General features: G+C 62.0%; 10 protein-coding genes. 9 read left to right on the plus strand and 1 reads right to left on the minus strand.

Going from position 1 to position 12,948, the window contains the following annotated elements; all coding sequences use genetic code 11:
• The 8 genes from sucB to HMPREF2635_RS05180 all read left to right on the plus strand — a co-directional run.
• Window positions 1-1,039, plus strand: a 1,039-nt coding sequence (gene sucB / locus HMPREF2635_RS05145) for a 2-oxoglutarate dehydrogenase, E2 component, dihydrolipoamide succinyltransferase (protein WP_070753974.1), incomplete at its 5' end; no start/stop codon positions are given.
• Window positions 1,040-1,301: 262 nt separating this feature from the next.
• Entirely contained in the window at window positions 1,302-2,468 is a 1,167-nt protein-coding gene (locus HMPREF2635_RS05150) for an MFS transporter (RefSeq protein ID WP_070510667.1), read from the plus strand.
• Between the two features lie 72 nt (window positions 2,469-2,540).
• Window positions 2,541-5,408: an aminomethyl-transferring glycine dehydrogenase gene (gene gcvP / locus HMPREF2635_RS05155; RefSeq protein WP_070510669.1), complete on the plus strand. Its 2,868-nt coding sequence runs from the start codon at window positions 2,541-2,543 to the stop codon at window positions 5,406-5,408.
• A 3-nt stretch (window positions 5,409-5,411) separates the two neighbouring features.
• Complete coding sequence (gene gcvT / locus HMPREF2635_RS05160; RefSeq protein WP_070510671.1) at window positions 5,412-6,524, plus strand: glycine cleavage system aminomethyltransferase GcvT; 1,113 nt, start codon at window positions 5,412-5,414, stop codon at window positions 6,522-6,524.
• A gap of 42 nt (window positions 6,525-6,566) precedes the next feature.
• Window positions 6,567-6,959, plus strand: a complete 393-nt coding sequence (gcvH, locus tag HMPREF2635_RS05165; RefSeq protein ID WP_046647929.1) for a glycine cleavage system protein GcvH — start codon at window positions 6,567-6,569, stop codon at window positions 6,957-6,959.
• Window positions 6,960-7,028: 69 nt separating this feature from the next.
• Window positions 7,029-7,835: a lipoyl(octanoyl) transferase LipB gene (gene lipB / locus HMPREF2635_RS05170; protein ID WP_070510673.1), complete on the plus strand. Its 807-nt coding sequence runs from the start codon at window positions 7,029-7,031 to the stop codon at window positions 7,833-7,835.
• A 108-nt stretch (window positions 7,836-7,943) separates the two neighbouring features.
• On the plus strand, window positions 7,944-9,008 hold the full coding sequence (gene lipA / locus HMPREF2635_RS05175) for a lipoyl synthase (RefSeq protein WP_070821377.1): 1,065 nt from the start codon (window positions 7,944-7,946) through the stop codon (window positions 9,006-9,008).
• Between the two features lie 42 nt (window positions 9,009-9,050).
• The gene (locus tag HMPREF2635_RS05180; RefSeq protein ID WP_070821378.1) at window positions 9,051-9,836 is read left to right on the plus strand and encodes a DUF4191 domain-containing protein; all 786 of its coding nucleotides are present in this window, start codon (window positions 9,051-9,053) and stop codon (window positions 9,834-9,836) included.
• Between the two features lie 265 nt (window positions 9,837-10,101).
• Here the strand turns inward: HMPREF2635_RS05180 and HMPREF2635_RS05185 are convergent, their stop codons facing one another.
• Window positions 10,102-10,536 carry an RDD family protein gene (locus HMPREF2635_RS05185; protein WP_070821379.1) on the minus strand — a complete coding sequence of 145 codons (435 nt, stop codon included), beginning with the start codon at window positions 10,534-10,536 and terminating at the stop codon, window positions 10,102-10,104.
• Window positions 10,537-10,665: 129 nt separating this feature from the next.
• On the opposite strand from HMPREF2635_RS05185, the gene glnA reads away from it, so the two are divergent.
• Window positions 10,666-12,099 carry a type I glutamate--ammonia ligase gene (glnA, locus tag HMPREF2635_RS05190; protein WP_046647924.1) on the plus strand — a complete coding sequence of 478 codons (1,434 nt, stop codon included), beginning with the start codon at window positions 10,666-10,668 and terminating at the stop codon, window positions 12,097-12,099.
• Window positions 12,100-12,948: the final 849 nt, after the last annotated feature.

Consider the following 12,948-nt stretch of genomic DNA (forward strand, 5'->3'; position numbering starts at 1 on the left):
AGAGAAGAAGGAAGAGCCGAAGGCAGAGGAGAAGCCTGCTGCTTCCCAGTCCTCCGAGCCGAAGACTTCTGAGACCTCCACGAAGGTCAACAACGGCGATAACGTCCCGTATGTCACCCCGCTGGTGCGCAAGCTGGCTGAGAAGCACGGCGTAGACCTCTCCACCGTCTCCGGCACTGGCGTCGGTGGCCGCATCCGCAAGCAGGACGTCCTGGCCGCCGCCGGCGAAGGTGAGGCACCGGCTTCCTCCGCTAGCGCCTCCTCCAGCAACCCGCGCGCTCGCTGGTCCACCAAGTCTGTAGATCCGGAGAAGCAGGAGCTCATCGGCACCACCCAGAAGGTCAACCGTATCCGCGAGATCACGGCGACCAAGATGGTTGAGGCCCTCCAGATTTCCGCTCAGCTGACCCACGTCCAGGAAGTCGATATGACCGCCATCTGGGATATGCGCAAGCAGTCCAAGCAGGCGTTCATCGACAAGTACGAGGCCAACCTCTCCTTCCTGCCGTTCATCGTGAAGGCCACCGTTGAGGCACTGGTCTCCCACCCGAACGTCAACGCGTCCTACAACCCGGAGACCAAGGAGATGACCTACCACGCTGACGTCAACGTGGCCATCGCCGTGGATACTCCGCGCGGCCTGCTGACCCCGGTCATCCACAAGGCCCAGGAGCTAACGCTGCCGGAGATTGCCCAGAAGATCGCCGAGCTGGCTGATAAGGCCCGCAACAACAAGCTCAAGCCAAACGATCTGACCGGTGCAACCTTCACCGTGACCAACATCGGCTCCGAGGGCGCCCTGCTGGATACCCCGATTCTGGTTCCGCCGCAGGCTGGCATCCTGGGCACCGCCGCTATTACCAAGCGCGCGGTCGTCGTGACCGAGGACGGTCAGGACGCCATCGCCATCCGCCAGATGTGCTACCTGCCGTTCACCTACGACCACCAGGTGGTCGATGGTGCCGACGCTGGCCGCTTCATCACGACCATCAAGGACCGCCTCGAAACCGCAGATTTCGAAGCCGACCTTGACCTCTAAGGCTTAACAAGACTCCAAGTCTTAAGAGACTGCTCCCCTGCCACTGCGGCGGGGGAGCTTCGTCGTTTTCCACCCGGCTTTCCTCCACCCCCGCAAACACAGCTCGGTGACATCGCTCAGTGGCGCCGCAACTGCCCTATCTGCCAAAACTATTGCCCGGTTTTCAGAGATCGGCGCTAAGTTTGGCAGATAGGCGCGTTTTCTTTAACCGTCTTGCCACCAAGACCTAACCTCTGTGACTCAGCACACTAGACTGTGCAGCATGGTTTCTCAGAAATGGTTCCGCGTCGCTCTCGGCATGTTTCTCGTCGCGTGCGGCGCTAATCTTTTCGCCCCCATGGTCGTGGTCTACCAAGTCACCACCGATTTGGGGGTTCTGCAGACGACCTTCCTCTTTGGCATTTACGCCCTCGGCATCATGGTGGCACTTTTCATTGGCGGTCCGCTCTCGGATTCGCTGGGACGCCGCGCTGTCATGCGCCCAGCCGTCCTCTCCACCACTGCGGGTTCACTGGTCTTCCTCAGTGGCGCAGGCGGCGCCTTCCTCCCCTTGCTGGTCGGACGCCTGTGTGCCGGGGCTGCGGTGGGACTGGCCATGTCTTCCGGCGCTGCCTGGATCAAGGAGCTCAGCACCCACCTCAGCGTTGGTGCGAAGCGTTCCTCCATTGCTCTTTCGGCTGGCTTCGCGTTGGCACCTGGCGTTGCCGGTATCGCCGCAGAGTTCCTCCCATGGCCCACCGTCCTGCCTTATCTATTGCATATCGGCCTAGCACTCATCGTGGTCCCACTCGTGTGGACGGTGCCCGAAGAGCGCACCGAACAGCCACAGCCTCATTCACAGCCACGGCGCCGTTCCTTAATCCCCACCAGCCTGATTACTCCCCGCTACCTACCGGTCGTGGCCTATGCCCCGTGGGTCTTTGGCTCCGCCACCACTGCCTTCGTCTTCCTCCCCTCACAGCTCAGTGAGCACCTGCGCCACCCCATTCTCATTGCCGGGCTCTGTGCGCTACTCACCATGGGAAGCGGCGTGGTAATCCAGCAGCTAGCGGGCCGCATCCGCGTAACCGCGTTCCACGGCATGGTGCTGGCCGCGATAGGCATGGTCCTGTGTCTCATCGTCGTCGCGGCGGCACACCACGGCTGGGCGGTATTCCTCCTGCCCCTCGCGGCCATCATCATGGGCAGCTCCTATGGAATTGGCATGCTCAGCGGGCTCGCAGAAACTCAAGCCATTGCCCACCCAGCGGAACTCGGCGCGGCAACGGGGGTGTTTTATTCGCTGACCTACCTCGGCTTCTTTGCCCCGTTCATCCTCTCGCTTTTGGGCCCTGTCACGGGGTATTCCACCGCCTTCATCATCGGGTTCGCAGTCGCGGCGCTGACTGCCGTGACGCTACATCTCCGAATCAGGGGTAACCGGGGTTAATGTCATGGCATACGCTTTATACTTGGAGCAGTTTAGGTCACACAAACTAACGCCACGAAGGAGATTCACTATATGGATTTCATCTCTCGTCATCTCGGCCCGGATGCAGCCGAGCGTGAAACGATGCTCAAGGCTCTGGGCTACGACAGCGTCGATGCGCTGGTCGATGCCGCCCTGCCAGCCTCCATCCGCGCCACCGAGGCGCTCAACCTCCCGGAGGCTTTGAGCGAAGATGAGGCGCAGGCGAAGCTGCGCGAGTACGCCTCCCAGAACGTCGTGCTGAAGTCCTTCTATGGCCAGGGTTACTCCGATACCCTCACCCCGGCGGTCATTCGCCGCGGGCTGCTGGAGGATGCCGGATGGTACACCGCCTACACGCCCTACCAGCCGGAGATCTCGCAGGGCCGCCTCGAGGCACTGCTGAACTTCCAGACCATGATCGAGTCCCTGACCGGCCTTCCCATCGCGAACGCCTCGCTTCTCGACGAAGCCTCTGCCACCGCCGAAGCCGTCGGCCTGATGGCCCGCGCGGTGAAGAAGGGCCGCCGCGTGCTGTTGGACTCTCGCCTGCACCCGCAGGTCCTGACCGTGGCCGCCGAGCGCGCCCGCGCCATCGAGCTCGAGGTCGAGATCGCTGATGTCCGCGATGGCATCGTCGGCGAAGACCTCGTCGGTGCAGTTCTGGCCTACACCGGAACCGGGGGCGATATCGTCGACCCGCGCGCCGCCATCGAGGAGCTGCACACCCGCGGCGCCCTGGCCGCCGTCGTGGCCGACCCGCTGTCGCTGCTCCTTCTGGAGGCACCTGGTTCGATGGGCGCAGACATCGTCCTTGGCTCCTCGCAGCGCTTCGGCGTCCCGCTCTTCTTCGGCGGCCCGCACGCGGCCTTCATGTCCGTCACGGATAAGCTCAAGCGCCAGCTTCCGGGCCGCATCGTGGGCGTGTCCAAGGACGCCGCCGGCCGCCCCGCTTATCGTCTGGCGCTGCAAACCCGCGAGCAGCACATCCGCCGCGAGCGCGCCACCTCCAATATCTGTACTGCCCAGGCCCTCCTGGCCAACGTGGCCTCGATGTACGCGGTCTACCACGGCCCGAAGGGGCTGAAGGAGATTGCGCAGCGCGTGCATAACCGCGCTTCTGCTTTTGCTGCAGCAGTCACCGGCGCGGGCAAGGAGATTGTCTCCCGCGACTTCTTTGACACCGTGACCGTCACCGGCGTGGATGCGGCCGCCGTCAAGGCCCAGCTGCAGGAGCAGGGCTACCTGGTGCGCGCCATCGGCTCCGACAAGGTCTCGGTCTCCTTCGGCGAGTCCGCTACCAGCGAGGACGTCAACACCCTTGCCGCTGCCTTCGGCGCCGAGGCCTCCACTAACTCCGAGCCAGCCGCGTCTGGCTCCTTCGAGATTCCGTCCTCCGTCCAGCGTTCCGAGGAGCCGCTGCAGCACGAGATCTTCAACTCCCTTCACTCCGAGACCCAGATGCTGCGCTACCTGCGCACCCTGGCGGATAAGGACTTAGCACTCGACCGCACCATGATCCCGCTGGGCTCGTGCACGATGAAGCTCAACCCCACCTCTGCCATGGAGCCCATCTCCTGGCCGGAGTTCGCGGGCATCCACCCGTATGCCCCGGAGGAGACCACCGCTGGTTGGCGCGCGCTGATCGACGAGCTCGAGTCCTGGCTCGCCGATATCACCGGCTACGCCCAGGTTTCGATCCAGCCCAACGCCGGTTCCCAGGGTGAGCTGGCCGGCCTGCTGGCCATTCGTCGCTATCACGTTGCCAACGGCGACCACGGCCGCGATGTCATCCTCATTCCGGCCTCCGCGCACGGCACCAACGCGGCCTCGGCGACCCTGGCGAACCTGCGCGTCGTCGTGATCAAGACCGCTGACGATGGCTCCATTGACGTCGCCGACCTCGACGCCAAGCTCGAGCAGCACGGCGAGCACGTCGCCGGCATCATGATTACCTACCCCTCCACCCACGGCGTCTTCGACCCGGAAGTACGCGAGGTCTGCGACAAGGTCCACGCAGCCGGCGGCCAGGTCTACATCGACGGCGCGAACATGAACGCGCTGGCCGGTTGGGCCCGTCCGGGTGCTTTCGGTGGCGATGTCTCCCACCTCAACCTGCACAAGACTTTCACCATCCCGCACGGCGGAGGTGGCCCGGGCGTGGGCCCGGTGGGCGTCGCCAAGCACTTGGTACCTTTCCTGCCGACGGATGCCAACGATCCCCAGCTGGATCCTGCGCAGCCGGCTGTGGAGGGCACCGGCGTGCCGTCCACAGCATCGCGCTACGGCTCGGCCGGCGTGCTGCCAATTTCCTGGTCTTATCTGGCCATGGTGGGCTCGCAAGGGCTCACGGAGGCCACGAGCCATGCCATCCTCGGCGCGAACTACCTGGCGCAGAGCCTGAAGGATTCCTTCCCCGTTCTCTACACGGGTAATGCCGGCCTGGTGGCGCATGAATGCATCTTTGACCTGCGCGAGCTGACCGACGCCTCCGGCGTCACCGCCGCCGATGTAGCCAAGCGCCTCGTGGACTACGGCTTCCACGCGCCGACCCTGTCCTTCCCGGTGGCCGGCACCCTCATGGTGGAGCCCACCGAGTCCGAGGACCTGGGTGAGCTGGACCGCTTCATCGAAGCCATGCGCTCCATCCGCGCCGAGATCCAGGAGATCATCGACGGCAAGGTGGCCTACGAGGACTCCGTCATCCACCACGCACCGTTCAACGCCGAATCCGTCGCCGCCGACGAGTGGAACTTTGCCTTTAGCCGCCAACAGGCCGCCTACCCGGTGACCTCCCTGCGCGCTAACAAGTACTTCCCGCCGGTGCGCCGCATCGACGAGGCTTACGGTGACCGCAACCTGGTGTGCACCTGCCCGCCGCCAGAGGCTTTTGACTACTCCGACGACAACCAGGAGGTTTAATCAATGACTGACTACCTGCACTCCCCGCTGCATGCTGAGCACGAGAAACTCGGCGCCACCTTCACCCCCTTCGGACCGTGGGAGATGCCGCTGAAGTATGACAACGAGCTCGAGGAGCACCGCGCGGTACGTAATGCCGCAGGCCTCTTCGATCTCTCCCACATGGGTGAAGTCTGGGTCAACGGCCCGGACGCCGCCGAGTTCCTCTCCTATTGCTTCATCTCCAACCTCACCACGCTTAAGGAGGGCAAGGCGAAGTACTCCATGATCTGCGCGGAGGATGGCGGCATCATCGATGACCTCATCACCTACCGCTTGGAGGAGACCAAGTTCCTCGTCGTGCCCAATGCTGGCAACGCCGACACCGTGTGGGAAGCGCTCAACGAGCGCGCCGAGGGCTTCGATGTGGACCTGAAGAACGAGTCCCGCGATGTGGCGATGATCGCCGTCCAGGGCCCAAAGGCGCTGGAGATCCTTGTCCCGCTGGTGGAGGACACCAAGCAGCAGGCTGTCATGGACCTGCCCTACTATGCCGCGATGACCGGCAAGGTGGCCCGCAAGTACGCGTTTATCTGCCGCACCGGCTACACCGGTGAGGATGGCTTCGAGCTCATCGTCTACAACTCCGATGCCCCGGAGCTGTGGGAAGAGCTGCTCAAGGCCGGCGAGGAATACGGCATCAAGCCCTGCGGCTTGGCAGCACGCGACTCGTTGCGCTTGGAGGCAGGCATGCCGCTTTACGGCAACGAGCTCACCCGCGATATCACTCCGGTGGAAGCCGGAATGTCCCGCGCCTTTGCCAAGAAGGAGCAGGACTTTGTGGGCGCTGAGGTGCTGCGCCAGCGCGCCGAGGAAGGCCCGCAGGCCGTTATCACCGGACTGGTCTCCTCCCAGCGCCGCGCCGCGCGCGCCGGTTCCGAGGTCTACGTGGGTGAGAACAAGGTGGGCATGGTGACCTCCGGCCAGCCCTCCCCCACCCTGGGACACCCAGTAGCGCTCGCGCTCATCGATACCGCAGCTGGCCTCGAGCCGGGTGCGGCCGTCGAGGTAGACATCCGCGGCAAGCGCTACCCCTTCGAAGTGTCCGCGCTGCCCTTCTACAAGCGCGATAAGTAAACTCCACTACTGAAGTCAACTACCGAAAGGACACCCCTTCTCATGGCTAACCTTCCTTCCGATTTCTCCTACTCCGAGGACCACGAGTGGATCAACGCCACCGCTGACTCCGTCGTTGGTTCTACCGTCCGTATTGGCATCACCTCCGTGGCCGCTGACCGCCTGGGTGAGGTCGTCTTCGCTGAGCTGCCGGCCGTGGGTGACACCGTCGAGCACGGCGAGACCTGCGGCGAGGTGGAGTCCACCAAGTCCGTGTCTGACCTCTACTCCCCGGTCACCGGCACCGTGACCGCCGTCAACGAGGACGTGCACGATGACTATGCAGTCATCAACAACGATCCCTTCGGTGAGGGCTGGCTCTTCGAGGTCGAGGTCACCGAGGTCGGCGAGCTGATGACCGCCGACGAGTACGCTTCCGCCAACGGCGTCGATTAAAAAAGCGCTTGAGCAGCGCACACTCAGCCCCTTTCTGGCTGAATCTTCGCGGGGTTTAGGATTGGGTTCATGACTGCTCCCCGCGAACCTTTCTTTCCCGCTGATCGCTCCATCCGCGCTTCCGACGAACCACTGGAGATCCGCCGCTTGGGCCGCATGGGCTACCAAGAGGCCTGGGATCTGCAGGCCGAGCTCGCGGCGGCGCGGGCGGCGGGCACACAGGGTGATGTCATCCTCGTGGTGGAGCACCCCAACGTCTACACCGCCGGAAAGCGCACGCAGCCGGAGGATATGCCCGATAATGGCCTCCCGGTCATTGACGTTGACCGGGGCGGGCGCATCACCTGGCACGGCGAGGGCCAGTTGGTGGTCTACCCCATTATCAAACTGGCCGAGCCGGTTGACGTTGTCGATTACGTCCGCCGCCTTGAGGAGGCCATCATCCAAGCTGTCCGTGAACTCGGCGTGAGCACCGCTGGGCGCATCGATGGCCGCTCGGGGGTGTGGGTTCCTTCCACCACCCAGGCTGCCGACCCAGCCGCCCCGAAGCGCGACCGCAAGCTAGGTGCGTTGGGCATTCGCGTGACCCGCGGCGTGACCATGCACGGCCTAGCGCTCAACTGCACCAACACCTTGGAGTACTACGAGCACATCGTGGCCTGCGGCATCGACGATGCGGACGTGTCAACGCTGTCGCTTGAGCTCGGCCGTGAGGTGACCATGGAGGAGGCAGAAGCCCCGCTTCTCGACGCCCTCCGCAAAGCCCTCTCCGGCGAACTGACGGTGGCCGACCACACCTTTGCCTCGGCCCCAGATCCCATCAAAGTGGCCAACGAGAAGGCCCGCCAAGCCCGCAAAGCCGCGCAAGAAAAATAGCGGCTACCCTCGGTGGAATAAAGCAGCCACCCGCAGGGCTTGTAATAGAAAGAGCTAGTTCAACACCTAAAGTGAGGTTCCGTGACTGTTAAGCCTGAAGGACGCAAGATGCTCCGCATTGAGAAGAAGAATGCGGAGTCTCCCATCGAACAGAAGCCGCGTTGGATCCGCAACCAGGTTCGCACCGGCCCTGGGTATGAGGACATGAAATCTCGCGTGTCTGGTGCTTCCCTGCACACCGTGTGTCAGGAGGCTGGCTGCCCCAATATTCATGAGTGCTGGGAATCGCGCGAGGCCACCTTCCTCATCGGCGGTGACAAGTGCACCCGCCGCTGCGATTTCTGCGATATCGCCACCGGCAAGCCGGAGGAACTGGACCGAGACGAGCCGCGTCGTGTGGCAGAGAACATCCAGGAGATGGACCTCAACTACACCACCATTACCGGTGTGACCCGCGATGATCTGCCTGACGAGGGCGCCTGGCTCTACGCCGAGGTGGTGCGCAAAATTCATGAGCTCAACCCGCACACCGGCGTGGAGAACCTCACCCCGGACTTCTCCGGTAAGCCGGACCTGCTCCAGGAGGTCTTTGAGGCCCGCCCTGAGGTCTTTGCTCACAACTTGGAGACGGTACCGCGCATCTTCAAGCGCATCCGCCCGGCCTTCCGCTATGAGCGTTCACTCGACGTCATCCGCCAGGCCCACGACTTTGGACTTATCACCAAGTCCAACCTCATCCTGGGTATGGGCGAAACCGCAGAGGAGATCGAGGAAGCACTGCGCGACCTGCGCTCGGCAGGCTGCGACATCATCACGATCACCCAGTACCTGCGCCCTGGCCCGCGCTTCCACCCCATCGAGCGCTGGGTGCGTCCAGAGGAGTTCGTGGAGCACTCCAAGTTGGCCAAGGAGCTCGGCTTCGGCGGCGTCATGTCTGGCCCGCTGGTCCGCTCCTCCTACCGGGCTGGCCGGCTTTACGTGCAGGCCATGGAGGCACGCGGTCTCGAGCTTCCGGAGAACCTGAAGCACTTGGCAGAGACTTCCCAGGGCGCTACCGCCCAGGAGGCTTCCACCCTTCTGGAAAAGTATGGCCCCTCCGAGGAAACCCCGGTGACCACGCGCATGGCTAAGACCCGCGCACAGGCCAACTCTGTTGCAGCTACCATCCGCTAACGCGTTTCTCTTTTTATTCCTCTTGCCCTTAAAGTAGGAGACATGGCTAAGGACGATAAGGCGTCGCTCAAGGACGCGAAGAAGCAAGAGCGCGCGGCAAAGCGCGCCAAGCGCAAGCAGAACTGGTCACAGATGTGGCAAGCGTTCAACATGCAGCGCAAGCAGGACAAGGCTCTCATCCCCATCATGCTGGCCGCATTCTTGGGCGTGGGCTTGCTCTTCTTCCTTATCGGCCTGCTCTTTAACGGCCAGTGGTTCATGCTCATCATCGGCCTGGGCCTTGGCGCGATGCTCGCCATGTTCCTGTTCACTCGCCGCCTTGAGCGCGACATGTACAAGAAGGTGGAGGACCAGCCAGGTGTCGCCGGCTGGGCTTTGGAGCAGCAGCTGCGCAACACCGTGGGCGTGGTGTGGAAGGTCAAGCATGGCGTGGCTGCGACCCGCCAGCAGGATCTGGTTCACCGCGTGATCGGTAACTCCGGCGTCATTTTCGTCGTCGAAGGTGACCGCAAGCGCGTCGCCCCTACCCTCAACCGTTTGAAGAAGCGCGTTGACCGCCTGGCTGGCGGTGTGCCGGTGTACGAGGTCTTCGTGGGCAGCGGTGAGGACGAAGTGCCGGTGTCCAAGCTGCGCACCCACATCATGAAGCTGCCGCGCAACTACAACAAGAACGAAACCTACGAGAACATTCGCCGCATCGAGGCCATGGATGATCTGCCGGGCACTACTCCGGGCCTGCCCAAGGGCCCAATGCCCCGCCAGGCTCAAAACATGGCGGGCATGAACCGCCGCATGCGCCGCATGCAGGAGCGCAAGGGCGGTAAGTAAGCCACCTCGCTCCACACAAGAAGGGGTCCCTTCCGAGATTCTCGGAAGGGACCCCTTCTTTACCTTGCGATTCTTCGTTGCTTTAGAACCGTCCTAGCCTTCGTGACCAGGTTTCGTCAGATGGTTCTACTCAGATGGTTTACTTGACCCCAAGTAAACCATCTAGCGTTATGAAGAAGGTTTGTTTGCCCCCAAACAAACCTTTTCAGGGGAACCATTTGTGGGGCATCTGTGGCGGATACGACCGGCTGACGCAGAACAAGCCTTAGGCCATGATGACGGCCGTGCCGGTGGCGCGATCGTGGAGGCCGCGGCCGTCGGCATCGACCATCGCTGCGGGGAAAAGCACTGCAGTCAGCAGCGTGCGGACCGCAGCTCGCCACAAGCCGACAGAAGAGCCCGGCTCATCAAGGCGCGCCACGCCCATGCCCAGCAGCGCCATGCCCGGGGTGCGGGCGAAGAGCCAACCACACACGATGCCCATGACTACCCACACTGCATAGCCCAAGAATGCCGGGCCACCGAGCGAATTCGTAAAGAGCTCGAGGAGATTGGCTATCAGCATTGCCAAGAGCCAGTCAATGAGAACGCCAAAAGTGCGCCGCATTACAGAAGCCAGGGAACCTGAGCCCTCCTTGGGCAAGCCCATTGTTTGCCCAGGCCACTGCCCGTTCTCAAAGCCATCGTTGTTATCAGCCATGCCCACCAATCTAGCCGTCGTCTCTGCTAAGCAGAAAATTTGCCTCCACGTGCCCCAGACACCCCAGCGACAAAGCCAATACCTGTAAACTAGTCGGGAGTACTACACGTCAACCAACAGGAGACCACCGTGTCCTTTGAGACAATCCAGGACGTCATCGCATTCATCAAGGAAGAGGACGTCAAGTTCGTTGACATCCGGTTTACGGACGTCCCCGGCACTGAGCACCACTTCTCTATTCCGGCCGAGGAATTTACTGAAGACGCAGCTGCCGAAGGCCTCGCCTTTGATGGTTCTTCCATCCGCGGATTTACCACCATCGATGAGTCCGATATGACGCTGCTGCCGGATCCGAAGACCGCCTTCGTGGATCCTTTCCGCACCGCGAAGACCCTGAACATCAAGTTCTTCGTCCACGACCCGTTTACGTTGGAGCCCTTTAGCCGCGACCCGCGCAACATCGCGCGCAAGGCTGAGGAGTACCTCGCTTCCACCGGCATCGCGGATACCTGTAACTTCGGCGCTGAAGCTGAGTTCTATATTTTCGACTCCGTGCGCTACAGCACCGACGTTAACCACGGCTTCTACGAGGTTGATACCGATGAAGGCTGGTGGAACCGCGGTTCCGAGACCAACTTCGATGGCACCCCGAACACCGGTTTTAAGACTCGCGTGAAGGGCGGCTACTTCCCTACGGCGCCCGTCGACAAGCACGGCGAAGTTCGCGACGCCATGGTGGAGCAGCTGCAGAAGGCAGGCTTTGTCATCGAGCGTTTCCACCACGAGGTGGGCAGCGGCCAGAACGAGATCAACTACCGCTTCAACTCCCTGCTGCACGCGGCGGATGATATTCAGACCTTCAAGTACATCATCAAGAACACCGCGGAGCAGTTCGGCAAGACCGTGACCTTCATGCCTAAGCCGCTGGCCGGCGATAACGGCTCCGGCATGCACGCCCACATGTCGCTGTGGCAGGATGGCAAGCCGCTCTTCCACGATGAGGCCGGCTATGCAGGCCTGTCTGACATTGCTCGCTACTACATCGGCGGCATCCTGGCCCACGCACCGGCGGTTCTGGCGTTCACGAACGCAACCCTGAACTCCTACCACCGCCTGGTTCCGGGCTTTGAGGCACCGATCAACCTGGTGTACTCGCAGCGCAACCGCTCGGCTGCCATCCGCATCCCGATTACCGGCTCCAACCCGAAGGCCAAGCGCATCGAGTTCCGTGCGCCGGACCCGTCCGGCAACCCCTACTTCGGTTTCGCCGCCATGATGATGGCAGGCCTCGACGGCATCAAGAACCGCATCGAGCCGCACGCCCCGGTGGACAAGGACCTCTACGAGCTGCCGCCGGCAGAGGCTGCGTCCATTCCGCAGGCCCCCACCTCCCTGGAGGCCTCCATCGCTGCGCTTGAGGAAGACAACGACTTCCTTACTGAAGGCGATGTCTTCTCCGAAGACCTCATCGAGACCTACATCAACTACAAGCGCGAGAACGAGATTGCGCCGGTGCGCCTGCGTCCGACTCCGCAGGAATTTGAGATGTACTACGACTGCTAGTTTTGAGGTTTGTCCCTGGCCTGTGTGTTTCCGTTTGTGCAGGTCAGGGACTTTTCATGTTTTGCGGTGTTTGCATGTTTTCGGGGGTTTGCGGGATTTCTACGGGATTTTGCCTTGAGGTAGCCCCCTTAAAACGACGAAAGCACCTCCACCATTTAGGTGGGGGCAATCCTCAAAGCTCTTCATAAACTTCAAAAGCTAGAGGCGAAGGCATGTTTGCACAACTGACCTGCGTTGATTTGCATTACTGCTAGGTAGAAGCGAACCCCTCGACGTTTCGTCAGAATTGTCGAGGGGTTCGCTATTTTTCATATCCTATTTGGGCGGTTTTCGACTCGATTAGCCCTGTCACTGCCCGCTTCACGGGCTATTTCCGGCACCTGACCACGGGTTCAAGGCCACGGCCTCCTGGAGAGTTCCAGCAAGGCTCGTGACTTCTTATGCGGCTTCGCCAATCTGAGGCGGGGCATTAGCGCCCGCAATGCTCAGCATGTCCTCGCGTGCCCGGCCTTTACGCGGGCGCCCGCCCCGAGGGGGGGACGTGGACCAGGGCCCTCGTCAACTTGCCTGCGCAAGTAGTTCATTGCCTGCAAGGCATTGGTTCCAGCGACAGCAAGACCGATAAGGAGCATGAATGCGGCCACGCTTCGCGTATAGCGTTTTGTCCGCTCCCCCCCTTACCAATAGCAACCAGGCTTTTCAGACTGTGGTTGCGTGCCTCGATAATGTTGCGTGGCTTACGGTAGAGCTTTTCCCACTCTTTCGTATAGAGAGGGAAGGCCCTGCTGCGCGTACTTATGGAAGCGGTCGTGTTCGTGGATGTTGCGACCGGCTATTTGGTAGCAGTGT

The sequence above is a fragment of the Corynebacterium sp. HMSC035E02 genome (assembly GCF_001836065.1).
GTDB classification, from domain to species: Bacteria; Actinomycetota; Actinomycetes; order Mycobacteriales; family Mycobacteriaceae; genus Corynebacterium; species Corynebacterium hiratae.